This window comes from Curtobacterium sp. LFS079 (assembly GCF_047977865.1).
GTDB lineage: Bacteria > Actinomycetota > Actinomycetes > Actinomycetales > Micrococcaceae > Arthrobacter.
In genome coordinates, this window is sequence record NZ_JBFPFO010000004.1 from 178,658 (window position 1) to 200,910 (window position 22,253).

Consider the following 22,253-nt stretch of genomic DNA (forward strand, 5'->3'; position numbering starts at 1 on the left):
GGCATACGCTGTGCGGCGGTTGCTGGTCAGCCGGTCACCGGCGGCTCGCCGCGTCCGGAAACCTGCATCCACTGTGAGCCCGGATCGGCTTCCGCCAGGGCAGCTGCCCTGATCGATTCGGCCAGGCTCGTGTCATTGCGCGACATGACGTAATGCACCGCGGCAGCCACGATTGCTCCGATAAACCAGGAGAACGCCGAGAAGGCCCCGAGGACCGGAACCAGCGCGAAGACCACCGCAGGGACGGCCGAGACGACGAAGGAAATGACCGCTTTCCGGTTCCAGCCGTACGTGTAGGTGTAATACCCCTGCTCCCGGAACAGGTCCGGCACAAGCACGTGCTGCCTGCGGAGCACGAAGTAATCGACCATGATGATCCCGAACAGAGGCCCGAGCAGCGCACCGAGACCGCCGAGGAAGAGGTTGATGACCACCGGACTGTTGAACAGGTTCCAGGGTGTGATGACGAGCGCGATTATTGCGGCGATCAGTCCGCCCCGCTTGAAATCTATCCGGGAAGGCCAAACGTTGGCGAGGTCGTATGCCGGCGAGACAAAATTTGCCACAACGTTGATCCCCAGAGTTGCCACGGCGAAGGTGACTGCACCGAGCAAGAGCGCCCAGATGCTGTCAATCCGCCCCACAATGTCAACAGGGTCATAGATGTACTCCCCGTACACCTTGAACGTGCCGGCGGTGACAACAACGGAGACCACGGAAAAGGCTATGAAGTTGACCGGGAGGCCCCACAGATTGGCTGTCCATACTGCTTTGCGGGAGGGTGCGAAGCGGGAAAAGTCGCAGAAGTTCAGCATCAGGGTGGAGAAATAGGTCACGGTCAAGGCCATTGCGGCGAAGAACGCGTGCGTGACGCCCCACGTCGCGTTACCCCCTGGCAGGTCGAGGGAAATATTCCAACCCGCACTGACCAGGATGTAGAGCACCAGCACGCCCATCACGACCCAGACGGCGGGGCCTGCCCAGTCCTGGAACCTCCGGATCGTCTCCATGCCGTTTCGCAGCAGGAGAAGCTGCAGCGACCACATCAGCAGGAAGGCCAGCCAGCCCAAGGTTGATTCGCCCAGGAAGTTGTTTCCGGTCAGGACCTGGAGTCCGGGCCAGACTTCCAGGGCGATGACAATGACGGCGCGGGAAGCGAGCCACGTCTGGATGCCGTACCACGCGATCGCCACCAGGGCACGAACCAGCGCAGGAAGATTGGCGCCGAACGTTCCAAACGAAACGCGCGCAAGCACGGGGTACGGGACCCCGGTCTTCTGGCCGGCGTATCCGGAGAAATTCATCAGGGCAAACACCAGCACAATCCCCGCGACCAAGGCCAGGAACACCTGCCAGGCGCCCAGTCCCAGCGCAAAGAGACCCGCGGCAAATGTGTAGCCGCCAAGCGAGTGAATGTCCGACATCCACATCGCAAACAATGAGTAGAACCCCCAGGAGCGATGTTCAGCCGGTGCGAGATCCTCGTTGTACAGGCGCCGGCTGACCCCGGGCGGAATGACGTGGGACACCTATTCCTCACTTCCAACAACGGCCTGTGGAACGGCGGCGCGCAGTGCCTTGGAGCTGCACCCGCAGCACATCCATTGCTGCCAATATACTCAGCCCGGCCAAAGTGAAACAGGTCACCAGGACGCTGAAGTTGAAACCCCGACGGGAACCGATGCCCTGGCGGGGATGTTTGGGGCAGACTGGTGGCGTGAGCGGAATCCGGTGGGTGCTGCACGTCGATCTCGACCAGTTCATTGCGGCGGTCGAAGTGCTGCGGCGGCCGGAGCTTGCGGGCAAGCCGATCATTGTGGGCGGCCGCGGCGACCCCACGGAACGGGCCGTGGTGTCCACCGCCTCCTACGAGGCCCGGGCGTTCGGCGTTGGTTCCGGCATGCCGTTGCGCGTCGCGGCCCGCAAAGCGCCGGACGCCGTGATCCTGCCCGTCGACTTCGAGGCCTACCTGGCGGCGTCCGAAACGGTGATGGCCACGCTGCATGCACAGCCGGGCGCCACGGTGCAGGTGCTCGGTTGGGACGAGGCCTTCGTGGGCATTGAGACCGAAGATCCGGAAGCTTACGCCCGGCGGGTGCAGGCCGCCGTCCTGGACCGGACGCAGCTGCATTGCAGCGTGGGCATCGGCGACACCCTGGTCCGGGCCAAGGTTGCCACCGGTTTCGGCAAGCCCGCCGGCGTCTTCCGCCTCACTGCCGGGAACTGGCTCGACGTCATGGGCAGCCGGCCCACCAGGGAGCTGTGGGGCGTCGGGGCCAGGGTGTCGGGCCGGCTTGCCAAGCTCGGCATCAACACGGTCGCCGAGCTCGCCGCGGCCGACCCCCAAGGCCTGGTCCCGGAGTTCGGCCCCAGGATGGGTCCCTGGTACGCGCAACTCGGGCGCGGGGACGGAGCCAGCGTGGTGGACGACACCCCGTGGGTTGCCCGTGGGCATAGCCGGGAGACCACCTTCCAGCGCGACCTGACCGATCCGGCCGAAGTGGACGACGCCGTGAGGGAACTGACCGCGCGCGTCCTTGAGGACGTCGTGGCCGAAGGACGGCCCGTGATCGGGCTGACCTTGAAGGTCCGGTACGCGCCGTTCATCACGACGACCCACGGGAAGAAAATTCCCGGAACGTTCGACCGGAAAGAGGTCCTGGCACAGGCCTTGGACCTCGCTGCCGCAATCGAAGCCGGACGTCCGATCCGGCTCCTGGGGCTGCGGGCGGAAATGTCGATGCCCGACGACGCCCGAAAGGGGCATACGCCGACGCGCGGCGGTTGGTGACTTGGAGGAACCATGGACAGCAAGGATGAACTGCGGCGGGCATACGGGCGGCTCATCGCTGCCGTCGCGGCCAACGACGAGGACGCGTTGGCCGGAATCGTCAGCGCCGACATCGTGGACCACGGATCTGTTCCTGGCCAGCCTCCGGGCCTGACCGGAATTGTCTACTGGATGCAAGGACTTCATGCAGCCCTGTCCGGCCTCGAGGGAACCGTGGAAGACACGGTCGTCGAGGGCAACAAGGTCGCCGCCCGGGTGACCTGGCGGGGAACGCACACTGGACCGTTCCTGGGACTGGCAGCTACCGGCAACGCCCTGAGAATCGTCTCGATCCAAATACTCCGCTTCGAAGACGGCCACGCCGTCGAATGGTGGGGCGTGCCCGACCTGTACGGGGCCCTCACCGGGATGGGCGGCCATTTCGAACTCCACGGCGGCTGAAATAAACAGCCTGCGGCCCTCACCTGTCGAGTCCGTCACCAGCAGGAGGAATGATTCCGGCCCATCGAAGATCCATGCACCGGTAATCGGTCCCTGAACCTCGAGCCGCAATTGAACGCCAGGATGTCACCGACCGGGCAGGTTCGCATGGCATCCCCATGAGCTGCAAGTCTCTACCTGGTTGCTCCGCGAGCTGCGTCGATGACCAGGAGATACCGCAAGGATGCTGATCGTCCCATGCACCCGTGAAGCGTCCACTTCCCAGCTGACGTATCCCGCAAGGGCACCCTCGACCAACCGGCAGCAGGCAGTTGTTCCTCAAGAACGCGCGCGCGTTGAGCAGAAGCACTCCACCAAAACACCTTGGACGGCGGCGTCCCGATTCGAACAGTCCCAGCCCTCCCCCGTGAATCGAACGACAGCCAAAACCACTTGACGTCTATGCATGCATCCACGAAGCGTAGCTGACGGAGTCCGCTGCTCTGTATCGCCAAAGCCGCGGCTGCCAAAGTGGCTCTAGCCAGCCAAGGGTTCCTCCCAGTAGGTTGGTCACTACACCTCGTGGCGTGCTTCAAACGCAGTGAGCCAAACGATCATTCTTACCGAACCAGAACGGCCGGAGCGCAATGACGCGTCCCGGTCTGAGGAAACCCACCGGGCACCGCATGCCGCCCGGCGTTCAGGAGGATATTCATGACCGGAATGTTTGAACTCTTCATCGACGATGGAACGCTCTTCAGATTCAGGCTCAAGGCACCGGACGGAACCGTGGTAGCCGTCTCCCGGTCCTTCCCTGACAAACGCGCTGCGGTATCCGGCATAAGCGACGTGCGCGAATATGCCGGGATGGGCCTCATCACCGATCTATGCCCGGAGGTCCCGCTTCACGGAACACCGGCCGTGCTTCCTGCCGAAGGCAATCCGCAAGGAGTCGCCGTCGAGGACTTCCCCCGCAGCAACCCGGCGAAGTCACTGCCCCTGGCCACGGGCCGTCCTGACAGGGGTGCCGGCCTCCATGAAGATGGATCGATTGACGGGCATCATCGCCGTCCCAGGAGGCCTGCGTGGGTTATCAGGGGCCATGGCTACCTTCCGGGGCAAGAAGGACAACACGCGCTGAATCGCTGAAATGTCCGGAGCTCCGCAATCTCCGCGGGGACGATGTAGATGCCAATCCGGCGGACAGCCCACACTGACTCCTATTTCAGCAGGTGCACGATCGTCGTTTCGGTGTTGGCGGGATCCGGCGTCGGATCTCCGTAGATCTCCCAGGAGTGCCCCGCAGACTCCCGATGGTTCGCCGCCATCCACTCGTCAATCGCTTCGTAAGCCTCAACCATGCGGTGGTACGGCCCATGGTGGACTGCTACGGCAGCCTCGCCCCCGGGCGTTTCGGTCACGTATACCTCGCCCGCCGATTCAAATGTGCGTGTGACCTCGACGCCGAAGTCGCACAGAATGGGCGCGGCGGGCTCCTTCGGGTGGTGGTAGACGAAGACGTTGTGGCCGCCCGTCCACAGGCCCGGCTGACTGCGAATGAAGTCCCAGACCTTGCCCACCGCAGGCCCCCACGCCGAGCCAACGTCATTCGGCGCAACTTCCCGCCGCACGGCGGCCAGCATGCGGGGGTGGACAATCTCCACGGTGACGAGCTGGTGCGGATCGTGGTGATTCATGTGCCTTGGCCGTTTTCCGCAGGTTCCTGCGAGGTCACTGGGCGGGCCGCAGTGAGTGAGTCGATGGCTGTCGTCACCAGGGAACGTGCGTGTTCCGTGGTGATGAAGCCGCTGAGCCACCGCCCGGAGATGCCTTCGACGAGGCTCGTGAGGATCTCCGCCATGATTGAGGCCTCGCCCTCAGTTGTCGCCGTGGCGGCCCGGAGGGCGTGTGCGATTTCCTGGTTCCATTCGACTGTGGTCCGGGAAAGAGGCTCAGCGATGTCCTGTTCGAAGATGGAGCAAGCGCGCAGCTCGTTCCAGGCCACGGAATTCCGGCGGACGTCGGGGTCGTCCTTGATCTCGTCGAGGAGGAGGTGCCGGAAATGCTTCGTGCGGCTTTCGACGTCAGGAGAGGGGTCGGCGTCGTCCTTGCTGACTTGCTTGTTGATGTGGTCAAGCGTGGCGGCCAGCAGGCCGGCCCGGTCAGTGAAGTGGTAGTAGAGGAGCCCGGGCGACACGCCGGCCTCTCTGGCCACATCGTTGACCCGCATCCCCCGGACGCCGTTCCTGGCGATGCAGGTGGTGGCGGCAGTGAGGATCTTGGCTAGTTTTTCACTCATTGTTCGACAGTAATACCCGCACGCCAGTCTGCGGCGTGACCTCGGCGGGGGCGGCCGCAGGTTCCGGCCACAGGCGGAGCGCGAGCAGGTACCCGACGGCTCCGATCGCCGTCGAACCGATGAAGCTCAAGTCGATTCCGCCGGCAAGCTGGGAAAAGGGTCCCGTGTAAAGGGAGGTATCGGTTGCCAGGACCCCGAACAGCGAACCGATCGCCCAAGGCACCACGGCACGCAGGTTCCAGCCGCGGCTGAACCAATAGAGTCCCCGCGGGCCGCCGGCGCGGAAGAGCTGAAGATGGGCGGCATGGTAGTTGCCACGGCGGGCAACCAGGAAGCCCAGGACATTGATGGCCACCCACGGCCCCGCGAATCCGTTGAGGACCAGCGTCATCGCTGTGATGGAATCCACCGCGTTGAAGACGAAGACACCCACGTAAAGAAGCGCGACGGCGATCACCGACGTGATGAGCGTGGTGTGGATGCGGCGAAGCCGCGGGAAGAGCGCTTCGAGGTCCAGACCGCTGGCGTAGAGGTTCAGCACGCCCTGACCGAGGCCGCCGGCCAGCGCGATGATGAGAATGGGCAACAGGTACCACGCAGGCGAGGACCTGACGAGGTCTGCGACGTAGGAGCCGCCCAGCTCCGGGATGGCTGCTGCGGTGAAGGCGCCGAAGAGCGCCGTGACGAACAGGCCAAGGAAGACGCCCAGGCAGGCGGATCCCATCACGGAGCGGTCCGAATGCCGGGATCTGGAGATGCGGCGGCTGTAGTCCCCCAGCGTCGGTGCATAGGAAAGGGGGCCGCCAATGGAAATCACCACGGATAGGATCCAGGTGGGCCAGAAGTCGCCGAGGATGTAGGGGGCATGGACCGTTGTGGGGCTAAAAGCGGGAGCGAAGGCGACCACCCCGATGAGGAGCAGGACACCGACCACGGGGGCCACGAACTTCTGCATGGCCACCACGGTGCCGTGACCGAAGAGCGCGACGAGAACGATTTCCACCGAAATCACTGCGTAGCCTATGCCGAGAGTGACGCCGTCGATCGGGATTCCCATCAGGCGCTGGGCAGCGGCAACGAGCGCATCGCCTGAGGTCCAGACGGCGATGGCCGCGTAAGCCAGGGCGAACAGCAGGGTCAACCCGGATCCGATCAAGCGGCCGCGGGTGCCGAAGTGCGCCGCGCTGGATACCGTGTTGTTGGTTCCGGTCCGCGGCCCGAGGAGCGCGAGCGGACCGATGAGGACAGTGCCTAGGAGGAGGCCGGTGAGGCTGGCCGTGGCAGCTCCCACGAAGTCGAGGCCGAAGGTGATGGGGAGCCAGCCGAAGACGATGACGGAGAAGGCAAAGTTCCCGCCGAAGAACACGGTGAAGAGGTTCCGCGGACGGGAGGTGCGGTCCGCGTCGGGGATGAACTCGATGCCGGCAGTTTCAACGCGGCCGAAGCTGTCTTTGTGCGCGGATGCGGCACCAGCGGAATCCGCGTCTTTGCGAATGCGCGTGCTGATCATGGCGAGCCTTTCGTGAGCTGCATCACGGTGATGCAGTGCTCCAACTGTAAATCTGACTGAATTTTCAGTCAAGCCTTTCCGATGCGTTACGCCCGCGCTTTCCCGACAATTAAGCAACGGCGGCGCCGGATGAGACATCCGACGCCGCCCGCGTGTGGGTTGTGCTTGTTGTTAGAGTTCGCTGGGCGCGCCCGGCTCGCCGACAGAAGGATCGATGCCGTACTTTTCGAGGATCTTCTTGATGGTTCCGTCTCCGCGGAGCTTTTGGATGTCCTCGTCCAGCGCCTTGCCGAGGGCCTCGTTGTCGAGGCTGGACGGCAGCATGACCTGGCCTACCCCGGCGAACTGGGGGACGTTCGGGTTCGGCTTGACGTTGACCACGGTGGCGCCCTCGATAGGCGCGCTTTTGAACCGGTAGTTGGCGGATGCAGAGGACGCCACCAGGGCATCGATACGGCCTGCCTTGAGGTCTCCGTAGATCGACTCGTCGTCCTGGTAGATCTTGAAGTCATCCCCAAGCCACTTCTGCATGCTGTCGTTCCAGAGGTTGCCGGCGACCGAGCCGATCTTCTTGCCCTTGAGGTCGTCGCTGGTCAGACCTGTCTTGGAGACGATGGCCTGGGGGTCGCTCCAGAGCGGCGTGCTCAGATGGACGATCTTCGTCCGCGCCTTGGTACGCAGCCAGTTGCCCGAGCCGATGTCGACGCGCTTGGTCTGCACGGAGGGGATCACTGCTCCGGCGCCGCCCGAGGTGCTCACGGTGAGCTTGAGGCATTCGAGCTTGGCGATCTCGTTGATCAGGTCGCCTTCCATGCCGGTGACGTTGTCGCCTTGCAGGATGGTGGCGGGTGCGTAGTCGTAGCTGGCGACGGTGAGCTCGCCGTCGGTGATGGTTTTGAGGTCTTTGTGCGCCGGAGTGCAGCCGGATCCGCCGCTGGCCGTGCTGCCGCCGCCGCAGGCGGCGAGGGAGAGTGCGAGCAGGCCGGCGGCGGTGCCGGCCGAAAGCGTGCGCGCGAGAGTACGGGGAGTTGGTGACATGGTTGTGCTTCCTTGTTGTGGTGAACGGAGGGGTAGTGGGGGTTCAGTTGCGTTGCAGGTGGCGGCCGAGCCGCCGTTCCAGGACCCGGACGAGTCCGAGGAAGACCAGGGTGAGGGATCCGTAGACCACCGCGGTGAGGGAGTAGACGCTGAGGTATTCGAAGGTGATGGATCCGATCTCGAAGGCCTTGGACATCAGTTCGGGCACGGCGATCACGAACGCCAGGGCACTGCCCTGGAAAACGAGGACGGCAAGGCTTGCCAGGGGCGGGGTGGAAATCCGCAGCGCCTGGGGCAGGATGATGAGCCGGAACCCGGTCCAGCCGCGCAGCCCGGAAGTCAGGGCCGCTTCCTTCTGCCCCAGCGGCACCGCGGCAAGCCCGGCGCGGAAATACTCGGAGGCGTAGGCGCCGGTGTTCCAGCTCAGCGCGATGACCGCCGTCGTCAGGGAGGTCAGGGTGATGCCGGCGTCGGGAAGGCTGAAATACAGCAGGTACAGCAGCACCAGGGCCGGCAGGCCCCGCCCGATCTCCACGAAGAAGAAGGAGATCCATTGCAGCGGCGCGATTTTCGCCGCTGCCATGACGGCGAACAACAGGCCGAGCGGGAAGCCGAAAAGCAGCGACAGTCCGGTCAGCTGGAGACTGACGGCCAGTCCCGGGGCCAGGTCCGGGAACCAGGTGAGCCATTGGGTGAGGATGTCCATCAGGCCACTCCGATCTTCCTGCGCAGCCTCAGGTCCACCCGGCGGGAGATGAGGGCGACGATGAGGCTGATGATGATGTACAGGGCCCCGGCCACGACGAAGGAGAACAGTCCTTCGTGGGTTTGTTTCGCCGCTTGCTGGGCGTAGTAGGTGATTTCGCGGACGCCGATCGTGGAGGCCAAGGCCGAGTCCTTCAGCAGGCCGATGCCGTAGGTGGCGATTGCCGGCAGCGCGACACGGAACGCCTGCGGGGTGATGACGTACCGGACCGTGGTGAAACTGCTCAGCCCGAGCGCGTGCGCGGCTTCGCGCTGCCCGTCGGGGATGGACAGCAGGCCGGAGCGGTAGATCTCGGCCATGAACGCCGAGGCAATGATGGAGAAGCCTATGATCGCGGCCTGGATCGTTGACAGGCGCAGGGAGTACTGCGGCAGGCCGAAGTAGATCAGGAAAAGCCACGTGATGGGCGGGATGACCCGGACCACGTTGACGTACAGGGTGGCGATGGTGCGGATGATGGCGATCGGTGAGCGGGCGGCGGCGGCCAGCACCAGGCCGATGAGGCCGCCGAACAGCAGCGAGGCGCCCGTGACATACAGGGTCAGTCCGATGCCCTGGGCGATCGAGGACAGCAGTTGGGTGATCATGAGTGCCTCACCGGTCCAGCACGGCTTTGAGGAACTGCCGGGTGCGTTCGTTCTGCGGCTCGGACATGACCTGTTCGCTCGGGCCGATCTCCAGGACGCCGCCGTTGCCCATTACCATGATCCGATTGGAAACATCGCGGGCGAAGTGCATCTCGTGGGTGACCACCAGCATCGTCATGCCCTCGCCGGCCAGGTCGCGCATGACCGCCAGGACTTCCAGGCCGATCTCCGGATCCAGGGCCGAGGTCGGCTCATCAAAAAGCATCACCTTCGGCGACAAAGCCAGCGCCCGGGCGATCGCGATGCGCTGCTGCTGCCCGCCCGACAAACGGGCCGGATACGCCGCGGCCTTTTCCGGCAGGCCCACCCGCTTCAGCAGCCGGTTGGCGACCTCTTCGGCCTGTTCCCTGGACGAACCCAGAACCTTGCGCTGGGGCAGGGTGATGTTTTCCATCACGGTCAGGTGCGGGAACAGGTTGAAGCTTTGGAACACCATCCCGGTGACCCGGCGCAGGTGGTCGAGGCTGGCCTTGTCCGGCAGCTTCCCGCCGGCCACCACACGGGCCCCGCCGATCAGGATGGTGCCCTCCGTCGGGGTTTCCAGGTAGTTCAGGCAGCGCAGGAACGTGCTCTTGCCCGCACCCGACGGCCCGATGATCGAAACCACTTCCCCCTCGGCCACCGTCAGGTTCACATCCGACAACACCTTGTGCACGCCGTAACTCTTGCCAAGACCGGAGACCACCACCTCACCCGAAAGCGCGGTAGAGGGAGCTTTCGTGCCAAAACTCAAGCCCATTTTTCGTTTCCCTTCAGGGAGCTGACGCGCATGACCCTGAGACAGGTCCGCTGAGGGTGCATCTTTCATGGGTATGTCTTTCCTTCTTCTGACTGGCAAGGCTGCCGCGACCTTGAGTTCAAGTGGACAGGGAGTGTGTTCCCGATCACACCTAAATAATACATCCTCATATGTTTAAGGCAATGCCTTTTTGAAGAGAGTTTCTACCAACCGCTGCGTGACGGGAGCTTTGCCAGTCGAGAACAGCAAAATAATGCTGTGGCTCTGGGAAACGTCCGCATGTCCAGGCGCGGGCCACCAAGGACCTTTACGCCGCGAGGGAGGTGTCCGCGGTCAAACGGCGGCTTTGAATCATGCGTGGTGGCATGTGACGCAGGTCAGTTCAAGGTCCGCCGGTTCGCGCGACGTACGGCGAGCAGGTTGTCGCGCGAAGGTCGCAAAGCGGCTCATCGCAGACCCAGCAGCAAACCTTCAAACGCGGACCGGACGAAATTGCGGTGTACAAGAACGCCGGCGGGGTGCAATCTGGACTTGGTTGTCAGCCAGCATCTGATGAGCCCTTAAGCTGACCCGCGCCCGGCAATCCGCTTCGGCCAGCATCGACGACGCCGGGGATGGACCCACTGTGTACCGGCAGCCGGGCTGCGCCGCCGGGACACGGTGGGTTCCTTTACGGGGCGTCCGTCGTTTAACGGGAACCGAGTCCGGTTTGGACCTGTGCCAGGATCTCTTCGGCCACCCGCTGTGCTTCGGCATATGCGCCGTGGGTCCCTGCGGTCTCCGATGAGTAGTCACCCGCGAAGTGCAGCGTGCCAGCCACCGGTTTCCGGATCAACGGCAAGGCTGCGTTACGCTCCGGCGTAAGCAGCGAGAAGCAATGGCGCCAGGACTGGATGCGCGCCCCCACGATCCGATTGCGCAGGCCAGGGGCCACGGCCAGGAAGTGCTCGAGCCACTGGTCCAGCACTCCGGAATCGGCTTGGTTGGCATCCGGCACATACCCCGAGCTGTTGCCGTAGCAGACGAATTGGACGAGGTTCTCTCCCCTGCCGGGAAGCGGGTTGATGATTGCATCGAAAGGTCGCCCTGGTGTGACCACGAAGGACCAATCGTCGTAACCCAGTTGAACAGGCGACGGCGCTCCCGCAATACCTGGTGCTTCGACACCACGCACATCCGCAACGACGCCGAGGACAGTGGAACCCGGCGTCTTGACCTTTTCCAGCGCTTCCTTCTTCCAGCCCGGCAACTCTGCGATCTCTGCGATTCGAGGCGCCGGGACGGCCATGATGACATGCCGCGCACGAAAGGTAACGGGGGTGCCGTTGGCTTCGGAGGCAACAATCTCCCAGTCCCCCGCTGAGTCCTGGCGGGCCGACCTAGCCGAGCACTGCTTGCGCACCTCCGTCGAAACGAGACTTTTGGCCAGGGCGGCCGGGATCGACTCCATGCCGTTGCGGGCAAACATCCGGTTCTTCTTTTCATGCACCACATAGCTGGCGAAATAGCGCAAAGCATACGTCGCGCTGAGCTCTGAAGGCCTGGCGACAGAGCCGCCACGGATTGCAGCTTCCAGAATTTCCTGGACCTCTGCCGGAAGACCGTCCAGTTGAGCTTGGGCGGACATGTCTCCGTAGTCCTTTGATACCGGACGCAGTTGCCCGCCACTTGTGTTGTTGAAGTATTCCTTGCTGGCCCGCTCCATGAATGCACTCAGTGCGTCCTTAGACGCTTGCGGCAGGGGCAGGTTCGCGACTAGTTCGGCGTTGTCATTGGCCACCACGGTCTCACCGTTGACATGAATGCCGAAACTCGCAGGCTCGAACGGAACCAGGGGTACACCCAGGCTCAGCGCGAGATCATGGGATGGCGTCCCGCTGTAAACAAACATGGCGCCCAGGTTGATCGGCTGCCCCTGCACATCGACCGTCAGGGCCCGTCCGCCCAATCGATCAGTTTCTTCCACGACAACGGCAGACAGTCCGCCACGTTCGAGATGATAGGCAGCCGCCAAGCCGGCCGGCCCGCCACCAACAATTACGACGTCGTACATTTTCTTCTCGCTCTCCAGAGTGTGGCTTTGACCGCCGCCTCATCGTCCTCTTCCATGCCCCCGCCGGGAAAGCTCGGCCAGCTCCCAGATGACCCTTTTGAGTCACTGAGTCATTGAGTCGTTAGCCTGCCCGTGGCACACTGTCATCTGATGCAGCGCGCAACGACAAGGCCGGGGCCACCCGTGCGAGCCGAGGCCCGCAGTGCGGTACTCACTGCTCCCCTATGGATGCCGTCGCCGAAGTGGTCAAGCCGATCCATCGCGGAGGCACTGGGCGTTAGCCAGTCATTCGTAGCCCGCACGTGGCGCGACACAATGATCGAATCGGATGTGTCTTTGCATCTTGATTCTCTTCTCTCGCAGAAGGCGATGAAGCTCGCAGGCATGCTGATCGTTCCATCCGGATGCTGCCTGGTTCTTAGCCCCGCCCCCGAGGCACTCGCTCCACAACCGTTGGTGCCCTTGGCCGAAAATACCCGCCGTCAGCTGCGTTCGGTCCTGGCTGCTGACCTCGTCAGGAAAGAGCTGGATTGTGAACACCCCACTGCTCTCATAGATGACTTCTGGAGCGCGATCGGCAAATCGCGCTATTCGCACGCTGATGTTGTGATCATGTCCTCGGGCGATATTCCTGTCCCGGAAACCGTTTCGGTTTCCTTGGCTTACCCGAATGAAGCGGATTGGCAGGCGGCGTTCCACACCTTATGCCGCTTGCCTGAGCGCGCAAATTCTGAACAATTCAGTGATCTCGAGGGGCGACTTCGACGCTGGTACCAGATAGAAGAGAGTGCGTTCCGCGACGAACCGTTTTCCTGGGTTGCGAAGCCGGAACGAGGAAATCCTGGTGAAACGTCCGCTCCCCGCGGGGCTCCTAAGGGCCGCCCTGTAAGTCAGAACGGTCTGACCGATGCAATTGTCTTGGCCATTCGCCAAGGGTTGGCTGCGGGAATATTCAGGAACTACGACGAGATCTCCGACAGAACGTTGTCACAACTTCTGGGAACGAGCAGAGGTCGAATCCGTCAAGCATTGCGGGTACTAGCCGAGGACGGCCTGGTTACGGCGGCCACGGATAGTACGGTAGTTGTGCGCCTTCCCTCGGTCGAGGATGTCGTCGAAACCTATGCCGCGAGGCGGGCTCTTGGCACTATGGCCGTCCGGGCCGCAAGCCGCTGGACGTCTGATAGTCGCGAGACTGTAGCGCACGTGCTCCAGGAATTGCGTCTCTGCGCTGAACACGAGGATATCGACGGCGCACAACAGGCGGACCTGGCCTTTCAGAATGCACTATTCCAAGCTTCAGGCTTAGCCCGTATCCCCGTCATGCTGGAATCCTTGTCCAAGCAAACGTTGATGTTCATTTCTGTCATAGGTATTCGCTATGCCTATCCCCCCAACCGCATAGTAGAGCAAAACACGGCAATCTTTGAGGCAGTCAGCAAAGGCGACAAGGACAGTGCAGCCCTAGGCTGGCAGGCCAAAATTGACGAAGGTGCACGGTATATGGTCGAGCAAATTAGTCAGCTCAGCAAGCGTTCAACGCGGACGAAAAATTAACTCGCTCAAGATCGGGAGAACCAGTTTAGAGCCGGCATGATCCAGTAAACGATGGTGCAGAGCGGCCCTCAACCACCACAAAGCTGTTGACACTCTCATGACCCGTGCTCAAGGATTTCAACCTGAGGGAGGAGAAGCCAATGACCACGCTGAGTGAGGCTGCGCCGGAAGTACTCCAGCGGTATTACCGGATCCTGGCCGCCGGCATGGATGCGTACGACCCCGACGGCGAGCTTCGCACCCTGCTCGTCGACGACCTCGAATTTGAAGGTCCAATCTCAGGGAAGCGCACAGGGGCAGCCGGATTCTGCCAGGGTGTAAAGGGCTTCATCGCCAATGTGTCGACCATTGAGGTCGTTCAGGAAGTTCACGGAGCAGACGCCTCCGCGATGCTCTACGACGCCCACATGCCCGGCGGGATTGTCCGGATCGCTGAGTTCTTCCGCCTCCACGACGGTAAGATCTCGGCTCTCCGGATCCACTACGACCCCGCTGAATACATGCAACGTGGCGGTCACTGAGCACACTAGCGCGAGGCGGAATCAAGGACAGTGCGCAAGGTGGCGCCGAACTCGACGGGCTTTCCTGCGTATGGGTTCTCGGGGCCGCCACCGACGAAGCCGCCGTGGTGGCTGGGGAACACGACTGGAGGCACGCCGAGGCGATCGGCGACGGCATATGTGGTCCGCGCAGTGATGGTGTTGCCGGTTTCTTCGCCGACACCCAACACCACGTGAGTGGGAGCCGCTTTAACGGCGTCGAGGTCGTACGCGTATCGGGTGACCGCAACGCTGCGCTCGGACAACAGCGGGTCATCCCGGCTGCCGTCGTCTTGGGCGGGCAATCCGAACATCGCCGGGTCGGCCGGCGGCTGGGCGAAGTACTCACTGGTGAACTCGCCGGGCCACATGGTCAGCGCGATGAATTGCGCCATGCCAGGTCCGAAACCGCCGCCCTGGTAGGCCTGTCGGACGTTGCCGAAGGCCCGGTCGGCTTCGTCGGCATCATGGGAGAGTGCCCAGGTCGAAGGCGGCTCGTGCGCCACCAGCGTGTGTACGTCGTCCGGGTGGGTCGCTACCCATGCCAGGCCAGCGACAGCGCCGCCGCTGCTGCCGAAGACGTCGACCTTGCCCGCACCAAGGTGCTCGACCAATGCGTGGAGGTCGGCAGCCTGGTCCTCAGGCCGCTGATCGGTGCGACCGTCGCGACGCACGGCGCTTCGGCCGAGACCCCGCGGGTCATAGGTGACCACGGTCCGATCAGGAAACTGCGCGGCCAGGTCGGCGAATCCGGCTGCCGTCATCGGCTGGCCGATCATGACGAGGATGGGCTGGCCGTCGGCGGACGGGATAGGCCCGTGGACGTCGTAGACGAGATCAACGTCAGCTAGTTCCAGGGTGTGCGTTGTGGTGGTCACGTTCGTCTCCTTGTGCTGGCTGGCGTCAGAAAGCCCACTATCTACAACCATTTGGTTGTATGCTAGGTGGCTCGGGCGGGGTCGTCAAGATACCGGACCTGGTGAAACTCGTCGGCTGCGCGGCGTCATGGACGGAAGTCGAGAGCTTCGAGCAAGCGTTTCACCGAGCCGCCGAGGTTCCAATCGGCTGCGAGACGCCCGAGTTCAGTGCGCGAATCTCCGACGACGGGGTGCAGCCGTGCTCCGGCCTCGTCGAGAGTTGGCAATGCGAGGTCGCGCACGACATTCACGACGGCGGGCGCAACCGTCAGATAGTCGGCGGAGGCGGCGAGTTTCGACCTCACCGACGCGGACAGCCCGCTGCCCGGATCCGCCGCGGCCGCAAGTAGCCCGTCCAGCGTGCCATACGCCAAGAGCAACGACGCCGCACTCTTTTCGCCGATCCCGGCGACACCCGGCAGGCCATCGGAGGCGTCCCCGCGCAACGTCGCGAAGTCAGCGTACTGACCAGGCAGCACACGATACTTGCCAACGACAACGGCATCGGTCACGACCTCGAGGTTCTTCATGCCTTTTGCTGTGTAGATGACCCGCACCTGCCGGGCGTCATCGACCATCTGGAAGAGATCACGGTCCCCCGTCACGACGTCAACAGGAAAGTCGGCATGGCTGGCATAGGTGCCTATGACGTCGTCGGCTTCATGCCCGGCCGCCCCGACAACGGCGATGCCCGCGAGACGGAGCGCCCGGCGAATCATCGGAACCTGCACTACCAGCGCGTCCTGCACCACCTCGACGTCCGGAGCACCCACCACCACCTCAGCGACCCGGTGCGACTTGTACGACGGGATGAGATCCACCCGCCATTGAGGACGCCAGTCCTCGTCCCAACACGCCACCAGATGCGTCGCTCCATACTCGGTGACAAGCCGCGCGATCATCTCCAGTAAGCCGCGAATTGCGTTCACCGGCGTGCCGTCGGCGCGTCGGATCGAATCGGGCACGCCGAAGAACGCACGAAAGTACAACGACGCGGTGTCCAGAAGCATCAAACGGTCGGCCATAACCGATCCTTACACCCAGGCGCCGTCAGACCAAGATCCCTCCTACGCACGGAACCGGATGAGCCTGCGATTCCCAGCGGCCGCCGGGATCATCCGCCGGCCTCCCGGCCAGGCGCCACGGCTTCCACGACGGCGTCCGGCCATGGCTGAGCCTTGGCGGATCCCGGCGGCACATGGGCAACTGTCACGGTGCCGAAAGCTGCCAAACCACCGGTCAGCCCGCCGTGCGGATGTCCCTCGATTTCGAAGGCATACGTCATGGACGTTCTGCCGAGCTTGAAGATGCCCACGGTCGCCGTGACCCTCTGCCCGAACCACAGCTTGGCCTTGAAATGGATCTCCTGGTGGATGCGAGGAACGCTTGGGAAGTAGTCAGGCAGTTGAAGCTTGCGCAGGAATAGTTCGGCCTCGGCGGACTCCACCCAGCGCATTACTGCCGAGTTGTGCTGGTGGCCCGAAGCGTCCGTATCCACCCATTCCACGGTGCGCTCGATGCTGACTCGGGGATTCGATCGGGACAGGCGGTCCACGGCGCGCTCCTCTCACTTGTCCAAACCCTCTGAAAATATCAGTTCACTGGCGTTCGTCATCGCTGATACACCGAAAGTCTATCGCGTTCTATTTACGAACGTCACTCTAACGATATAAAATTGGGACCAGGCGATCTGATGGACACATGGACGTGATCCATCTGGAGGCCCTGACCAAGGAGGCAGCAAATGTCCGGTTCACGCTCAGACGAGCAGCAGGAGAATATGCAGGAAGTGTCCGTGCGCGCCCTGCTGGACGAAGAGTTCAAATCGGTTTTCGGTGGCACGACGCCGGTCACGGTGCCTTGGGCGGGCCTGACCTTCATCTGACCCTGGCCCCGGCAAGCATCGTGCAGATCAGCCGGCTGCCCGCCATGTAGCCTATGACTGTAAATCGAATCCGGAACCGATCGAGGTAGTCCTGCATGGCCAAGGCTGATGCCGTCCCTGACGTTGCCCCCACGCCGCGCCATCAACACCTCATTGTCACCGTGTATGGCCTCTATGCCCGCAACCAGGATGGCACTTTTGCTGTTGCCGAGCTGATACGGCTCCTCGGAGACCTGGGGGTCGAATCAGCGGGCGTACGGTCTTCGGTTTCCAGGCTGAAAAAGCGTGGAGTCCTGGTCAGCCTGAAACGCGGCGGGTCCGCGGCCTACAAGCTTTCCCCGGAACTCGAGGATGTCTTTACCGCCGGTGACGAGCGGATCTTCGCACCTCGCCGTGCCCAAAAAGGCGATGCCTGGCTCCTGGCGTCCTATTCCGTCCCCGAGGCCCAACGGCACCTCAGGCACAAGCTGCGGACCATCCTGACCCGGGTCGGCTGCGGCCAGGTGTCCCCCGGGTTATGGATAGCTCCCGAAAATCTTGCGGATGAAGTCCAACAGCAACTCAGCCGGGCCGGCCTCATGGGATATGTGGACCTGTTCAAGGCAACGCATCTCACGGAAGGGCACATCCACGAGAAGGTGGGTCAATGGTGGGACCTGCCTTCCCTGGAGGCTCTTTACACTGACTTCCTGGAACGCCACCAGCCCGTCCTCCAACGCTGGGAGCAGCTTGAGGGTGAGGCTTCGGAGTCTCCCGAGCTGCTGAAGGAGGCCTTCGCCGACTATGTCCCCATGGTCACCGAATGGCGCCGCCTGCCCTACATGGACCCCGGACTCCCGGAAGAATACCTGCCGGACAACTGGCACGGCCTGGCAGCCCAGGAGCTTTTCACGAAGCTGCACTCGTTGCTGGGTCCGAAGGCCCAGCGCTACGCGAAGTCCGTCGTCGGAGAAAACTAAAGCGCGGCAAAGGGGCGCTTGGGCCCGCAAGCCCAAGCGCCCTTTCGGAAAACTGCCAGTGTCCCCGGCAGCAGCGTCAGTGTCCCTGGAAGGCCTCCGCCAGCCACCAGGAGCCTCCGTCCGAGGCGATCTTCGCATCAATCACCAGCGGCCGGTCCTGTCCTCCATCACGGAACACGGAAACCCACTCCCGCACCGGCTGCAGATCTTCCAGCGTCCGCACCGTGACGCCGTCGGCTCCGTACCCCCGGGCGATGGCCGCAATGTCACTGTCCGGAAACGACACGCTGCCCAGGTCCTCAAGGTCATGATGGGCCGCGAAATGGTGGACTTCTGCGCCGTATGCGGCGTCGTTATAGACGATGCACACCAACGGCAGTTTGAGCCGGACGGCGGTCTCCAGTTCGCTGATGCCCATTAGGAACCCGCCATCGCCGGCGCCCAGGACCGGCAGCCGGTCGGGCCGTGCGACGGCGGCGCCGATCGCGGTGTAGAGTCCGATGCCGATGGCCTGGAACGCCTGCGTGAAGCAGAAGCCGAACTCGTCCGGCACCGCCAGGTACTGGCTGGGGTAGCCCATGAAGTTGCCCGAATCGACGGCAACGATCCTGTCCGGGGGAAGGATCGAATCCAGCTCCCGGCTGATCACCCGCGGATCTATGGAGGTCGGCGTGGAAAGGTCCGGCGTCTCCACATCCCGCCAGCGCGAACCCAGCTTAATGGCGAGCGCGTTCTGCTCGGTGCGGTATTTTTCCACCGGGGCGGCTTGGATCCTGAGCAAAGCGTCCAAGGCATCATCCGCTGTCAGGGCAGAATCCCCCAGCACCCCGAGGGCGATGCGCCTGTTGGCACCCAAGGCCGCGTCTTCGACGTCGATCTGGACCACTCTTGCGTCGGCGGAAATGAGCCGGCCGTGGCGCATCGTCCACATGTTCAGGGTGCACCCCCATCCGACAATAAGATCTGCGCCGCTGATCAACTCCGCAGTCAGCGGCGAAGAAAACCCGCCTGAGATGCCGAGATTATGCGAATCGCCATTGAACAGGCCGCTGGCAACAGCCGACGTTGCCACGAGTGCCCCGGCGTGCCGGGCAAGGGCCAGAATCGAGTCGCGGGCGCCCCTGCCTCCTCGTCCGGCGACGAACACCGGGCGCTGGGCCAGAGAAATCATGGTGACGAGCTTTTCCACCGACGCAAAGTCCGGCCGGATCCGGGCAGGTTCCGGTACTTCAACGACGTCGATCAGATCAGCTGCCAATCCCTTCTGCGCATCGAGGGGCAGACTGAGAACGACAGTCCGGCGTTCGTTCACAGCAGTGCGGAACGCCCTGACAGTGTCGGCGATAGCCGTTTCTGCTGAATGAATCCGCTCGGCGACCGCGCCCACGCTGCGTGCCAAGGCGTCCTGGTCGATCTTGAAGTTGGAGCGGACGGCCGCTCCTTGGGTGTCGGCAGTCAGCACAATCATTGGCGTGCGGCTCTTGGCCGCCTCCCCGATGCCTGTGATCGCGTTGCTCAGCCCGCATCCTTGGTGCGTTGTCACGACGCCCACCTTGCCCGAGATCCTTGAGTAGGCGTCGGCCATGGTCGCCGCGCCACCTTCGTGCCTTGCGGCAGTGTAGGGAACGCCTTCCTTGATGAGGGCGTGGGTCACGTCAAAATTCCCGCTCCCCACGACGCCGAACACATGACCGACGCCCAGCTTGGCCAAGGTCCTGCCAACGAGGGCCGAAACCTGTACTTTCCCGCTCATGGCCCCTCCACGAAAGCAAAGACCCGGCTGGGACTTCCCGTTCCGCCGACAATCGGCAACGGCGCGACGACGAGAGTTGCTCCGGTGATCGGAAGCCGCTCTACGTTGCGGAGCGAGGTTAGTCCGTATTTGTCCGCGCCAAGGAGGAACGAGTGGACGGGAAACATGGGGTCCATCGTGGCCGCCTGGCCGGCGTCGACGCCGACCGTCTCGACCCCGAACCCACTGATTCTGTCGTTGCCGGCGATCCACTTGGCACAGGATACCGAAACGCCAGGAGTGTGCGGTCCGCCTTCGTCCGCGTTGATGAAGTCGGCGGCGTTTCCGCCCCGGGCAGACCAGCCGGTCCTGAAGAGAACCCAGCAGTTCTCCGGCAGTTGGCCGTGCTCCAGTTGCCAGTGTTCAAAGTGTTCCGGCTCCAGCAGGAAGTCCGGATCCCGGGCGACGTCGCCGCTCTTGTCAATGACGACGATCGGGCCAACCAGTCGCTTCGGGTCGATCTGGTCAACGGATTTTCCCTCCCGACCCGTAATCCAGTGCACGGGAGCATCCAGATGGGTGCCGGCGTGTTCGCCCATGGTGACGTCGTTCCATGCCCAAGCCGGTCCGGCGTCGTCGAAATTGCTCACCGGGGTGAGCGAGAGCCCGACCGTATTGGCCAAGGGTTGCGGCAGATTCAGGATCGGAGTGTCAGGGCTGAGGGGCGTCGTGAGGTCGATGACTTCGATGGAGCCGGCTGAGAGGGCTGCGGTGAGCCCGTTTAGAACAGACATTGTTCTCCTGTCGGTTGTTGTGGTGTCATTTCAGCTTTTGGGCCACAAGATGGCCGGATCCGCCGGATAAACCCGGGCCGGGGTGGGTGGAAGCGCCGATATGCCACAAGCCCCTGATCGGGGTTCTGTGGTTGGCAGCCTGAGGGAAGGGGCGCCAGAGGAGGTTCTGGAAGAGTTCCGCCGATCCCCCGTAAGGGTCGCCCTTCACAGCATTGGGGTTCTCTGCAGCAAGATCGTTCGGAGCCAGGATGTCCCAGGCCAGGACCGAAGCCCTGGTGCCCGGCGCAAACTCCTCGAGCCTTGCCAGGACACGCTCCATGTACTGTTCCTTGAGTTCGGGGGTCCACCCGTCCGCAACGCTGAGCACCCCTGCCGCGTCCCCGGCCGGTTCGAACGGCACTTCCTGCAGTTGCAGCCACAGAGTTGCCTTCCCGGCAGGCGCCCTGGAGGGATCCAGGACGCATTGCTGGCCGACGACGACGGTGGGGTCAGTCGGCAGCAGTCCCGCCTCCGCTTGGGCGCAGGCAATCCCGGTACTGTCAGAGCCGTTGCTCAGGTGAATCAGCGGAACGGCGTTCAGTGCGGGATCCAGCCATTCGACGGGTTTGCCGAGGGCAAGATGAATCTGCATCGCGCCCCGGCCGTTCTGGTAGCGTGCCGCGGCGTCGGCCGCGCCAGCGGGTGGTCGCCGCAGGAGCGTGGAGTACAGGGCCTGGGGGGACACGTTTGCCAGGACGGTCCGGGCTTGGACCAGGCCGCGGGACGTTCTGACGCCCGATGCACCTTTGGAGTCCACGAGTATCTCCTCCGCCTCGGTCTCCAGCATGATCCGTACACAGTGGTCCCGGAGTAGCGCCTCAAAAGCCGAGACGAAATTCGATGCTCCGCCTTTGACGACGGGGAGGCCGTGCCCATGCATGCTCATGGCCATGACCGGAAGCATGACGCCGCCGCTTGCCTGGTCCGGGCCGAGCCCTGCATGAAGCAGCCAAGGCGACCACAGCTGGTCGGTTTCCCATCCGTCAAAGCGGCTCCTGAGGTAATTGCGGCCGCTCATCACTGAGTCCCGCACGAAAGACTCAGTGCCTCTCACCTTTCCTCGCAGCAGGGCTCGGAACGCAATCCTCATAAGTTCCTTGACGGATCTCAGCTCCGCGCCGAAAGCCGCGAAAACGGTATCGGCGTTATGTCCGAGGTCTTCCAACATTGTTTGGTAGGCGCTGTCATCTCCGCGCGTCCGTAAGGCCGAGGCGGTGAGCTGCGGGTCGCGATAGGCAACGACAACCCGGTGTTGTCCCGTCCTCGGGTCGGCGGCCACGCTTGCTGTCACGGCGCCGTCGGTATTGCAATATTCCAAACCCCGGACGTGCAGCTCGTGCCCCAGGACCTGGTAGGCGCCTCCCGAAACGAACAAGGGATGCCAGGAGGAGAATGTGTCATGTATGAACCCGGGCAGGGTCCGTTCCGCTGAATGGATGAAGCCGCCGAGCCTGTCACTGCGTTCAATGAGGCACACGCTCTTTCCGGCCATCGCGAGTTCCGCCGCGGCTACCAGGGAGTTGATACCGGAGCCGATGATTGCAATGTCGCTGGAAACGTCCATGTGG

At 63.2% G+C, this 22,253-nt stretch carries 22 protein-coding genes; 7 read left to right on the top strand and 15 right to left on the bottom strand.

The window, feature by feature from the left end; all coding sequences use genetic code 11:
• Nucleotides 1-26: 26 nt before the first annotated feature.
• Complete coding sequence (locus ACNQPB_RS09155; protein WP_498750995.1) at nt 27-1,529, bottom strand: NCS1 family nucleobase:cation symporter-1; 1,503 nt, start codon at nt 1,527-1,529, stop codon at nt 27-29.
• 152 nt (nt 1,530-1,681) lie between these two features.
• Between ACNQPB_RS09155 and ACNQPB_RS09160 the strand changes: the two genes are divergently transcribed.
• The 3 genes from ACNQPB_RS09160 to ACNQPB_RS09170 all read left to right on the top strand — a co-directional run bounded on the left by ACNQPB_RS09160 (nt 1,682) and on the right by ACNQPB_RS09170 (nt 4,360).
• Entirely contained in the window at nt 1,682-2,791 is a 1,110-nt protein-coding gene (locus ACNQPB_RS09160) for a DNA polymerase IV (RefSeq protein WP_498751295.1), read from the top strand.
• Nucleotides 2,792-2,803: 12 nt separating this feature from the next.
• Nucleotides 2,804-3,232, top strand: a complete 429-nt coding sequence (locus ACNQPB_RS09165) for an ester cyclase (protein WP_498750996.1) — start codon at nt 2,804-2,806, stop codon at nt 3,230-3,232.
• Nucleotides 3,233-3,934: 702 nt separating this feature from the next.
• Nucleotides 3,935-4,360 carry a YegP family protein gene (locus ACNQPB_RS09170; protein ID WP_498751297.1) on the top strand — a complete coding sequence of 142 codons (426 nt, stop codon included), beginning with the start codon at nt 3,935-3,937 and terminating at the stop codon, nt 4,358-4,360.
• Nucleotides 4,361-4,431: 71 nt separating this feature from the next.
• On the opposite strand, the gene ACNQPB_RS09175 is transcribed toward ACNQPB_RS09170, so the two are convergent.
• From ACNQPB_RS09175 to ACNQPB_RS09210, 8 genes are all read right to left on the bottom strand, one after another.
• On the bottom strand, nt 4,432-4,908 hold the full coding sequence (locus ACNQPB_RS09175; RefSeq protein WP_498750997.1) for a GyrI-like domain-containing protein: 477 nt from the start codon (nt 4,906-4,908) through the stop codon (nt 4,432-4,434).
• Nucleotides 4,905-5,510 carry a TetR/AcrR family transcriptional regulator gene (locus ACNQPB_RS09180; RefSeq protein WP_498750998.1) on the bottom strand — a complete coding sequence of 202 codons (606 nt, stop codon included), beginning with the start codon at nt 5,508-5,510 and terminating at the stop codon, nt 4,905-4,907. Before ACNQPB_RS09180 ends, ACNQPB_RS09175 begins: the two co-directional genes overlap by 4 nt.
• Nucleotides 5,503-7,020 (bottom strand): purine-cytosine permease family protein, encoded by a 1,518-nt coding sequence (locus ACNQPB_RS09185; RefSeq protein ID WP_498750999.1) that lies wholly within the window; start codon nt 7,018-7,020, stop codon nt 5,503-5,505. The genes ACNQPB_RS09180 and ACNQPB_RS09185 overlap by 8 nt, the downstream gene beginning before the upstream one ends.
• A 171-nt stretch (nt 7,021-7,191) precedes the next feature.
• Nucleotides 7,192-8,058 (bottom strand): substrate-binding periplasmic protein, encoded by an 867-nt coding sequence (locus tag ACNQPB_RS09190; protein ID WP_498751000.1) that lies wholly within the window; start codon nt 8,056-8,058, stop codon nt 7,192-7,194.
• 43 nt (nt 8,059-8,101) lie between these two features.
• Nucleotides 8,102-8,764 carry an amino acid ABC transporter permease gene (locus tag ACNQPB_RS09195; RefSeq protein ID WP_498751001.1) on the bottom strand — a complete coding sequence of 221 codons (663 nt, stop codon included), beginning with the start codon at nt 8,762-8,764 and terminating at the stop codon, nt 8,102-8,104.
• Complete coding sequence (locus ACNQPB_RS09200; RefSeq protein ID WP_498751002.1) at nt 8,764-9,411, bottom strand: amino acid ABC transporter permease; 648 nt, start codon at nt 9,409-9,411, stop codon at nt 8,764-8,766. Before ACNQPB_RS09200 ends, ACNQPB_RS09195 begins: the two co-directional genes overlap by 1 nt.
• A gap of 7 nt (nt 9,412-9,418) precedes the next feature.
• A complete protein-coding gene (locus ACNQPB_RS09205) occupies nt 9,419-10,210 on the bottom strand; it encodes an amino acid ABC transporter ATP-binding protein (RefSeq protein WP_498751003.1) in 792 nt (263 codons plus the stop codon).
• Nucleotides 10,211-10,898: 688 nt separating this feature from the next.
• Complete coding sequence (locus ACNQPB_RS09210) at nt 10,899-12,263, bottom strand: flavin monoamine oxidase family protein (RefSeq protein WP_498751004.1); 1,365 nt, start codon at nt 12,261-12,263, stop codon at nt 10,899-10,901.
• Between the two features lie 315 nt (nt 12,264-12,578).
• Between ACNQPB_RS09210 and ACNQPB_RS09215 the strand changes: the two genes are divergently transcribed.
• Both ACNQPB_RS09215 and ACNQPB_RS09220 read left to right on the top strand, forming a co-directional pair.
• Nucleotides 12,579-13,820, top strand: a complete 1,242-nt coding sequence (locus tag ACNQPB_RS09215) for a GntR family transcriptional regulator (RefSeq protein WP_498751005.1) — start codon at nt 12,579-12,581, stop codon at nt 13,818-13,820.
• Nucleotides 13,821-13,960: 140 nt separating this feature from the next.
• Nucleotides 13,961-14,341, top strand: a complete 381-nt coding sequence (locus ACNQPB_RS09220; protein ID WP_498751006.1) for a nuclear transport factor 2 family protein — start codon at nt 13,961-13,963, stop codon at nt 14,339-14,341.
• Between the two features lie 5 nt (nt 14,342-14,346).
• Here the strand turns inward: ACNQPB_RS09220 and ACNQPB_RS09225 are convergent, their stop codons facing one another.
• The 3 genes from ACNQPB_RS09225 to ACNQPB_RS09235 all read right to left on the bottom strand — a co-directional run bounded on the left by ACNQPB_RS09225 (nt 14,347) and on the right by ACNQPB_RS09235 (nt 16,831).
• Complete coding sequence (locus tag ACNQPB_RS09225; protein ID WP_498751007.1) at nt 14,347-15,237, bottom strand: alpha/beta fold hydrolase; 891 nt, start codon at nt 15,235-15,237, stop codon at nt 14,347-14,349.
• Between the two features lie 125 nt (nt 15,238-15,362).
• Nucleotides 15,363-16,301 (bottom strand): 5'-3' exonuclease, encoded by a 939-nt coding sequence (locus tag ACNQPB_RS09230; protein WP_498751008.1) that lies wholly within the window; start codon nt 16,299-16,301, stop codon nt 15,363-15,365.
• Between the two features lie 89 nt (nt 16,302-16,390).
• Entirely contained in the window at nt 16,391-16,831 is a 441-nt protein-coding gene (locus ACNQPB_RS09235) for an acyl-CoA thioesterase (protein WP_498751010.1), read from the bottom strand.
• Nucleotides 16,832-17,020: 189 nt separating this feature from the next.
• Here ACNQPB_RS09235 and ACNQPB_RS09240 point away from each other — a divergent pair, with 189 nt between their 5' ends.
• Nucleotides 17,021-17,161 carry a hypothetical protein gene (locus ACNQPB_RS09240; protein ID WP_498751012.1) on the top strand — a complete coding sequence of 47 codons (141 nt, stop codon included), beginning with the start codon at nt 17,021-17,023 and terminating at the stop codon, nt 17,159-17,161.
• Between the two features lie 95 nt (nt 17,162-17,256).
• Nucleotides 17,257-18,120 carry a PaaX family transcriptional regulator gene (locus ACNQPB_RS09245; RefSeq protein ID WP_498751014.1) on the top strand — a complete coding sequence of 288 codons (864 nt, stop codon included), beginning with the start codon at nt 17,257-17,259 and terminating at the stop codon, nt 18,118-18,120.
• 76 nt (nt 18,121-18,196) lie between these two features.
• Here the strand turns inward: ACNQPB_RS09245 and ACNQPB_RS09250 are convergent, their stop codons facing one another.
• Genes ACNQPB_RS09250 through ACNQPB_RS09260 form a run of 3 tightly spaced genes read right to left on the bottom strand, consistent with a single transcriptional unit; the run spans nt 18,197 to nt 22,249 of the window.
• A complete protein-coding gene (locus ACNQPB_RS09250; protein ID WP_498751015.1) occupies nt 18,197-19,873 on the bottom strand; it encodes a thiamine pyrophosphate-binding protein in 1,677 nt (558 codons plus the stop codon).
• Nucleotides 19,870-20,646 (bottom strand): cyclase family protein, encoded by a 777-nt coding sequence (locus ACNQPB_RS09255; protein WP_498751017.1) that lies wholly within the window; start codon nt 20,644-20,646, stop codon nt 19,870-19,872. Before ACNQPB_RS09255 ends, ACNQPB_RS09250 begins: the two co-directional genes overlap by 4 nt.
• Before the next feature lie 25 nt (nt 20,647-20,671).
• A complete protein-coding gene (locus tag ACNQPB_RS09260; RefSeq protein ID WP_498751019.1) occupies nt 20,672-22,249 on the bottom strand; it encodes a phytoene desaturase family protein in 1,578 nt (525 codons plus the stop codon).
• Nucleotides 22,250-22,253 lie beyond the last annotated feature (4 nt).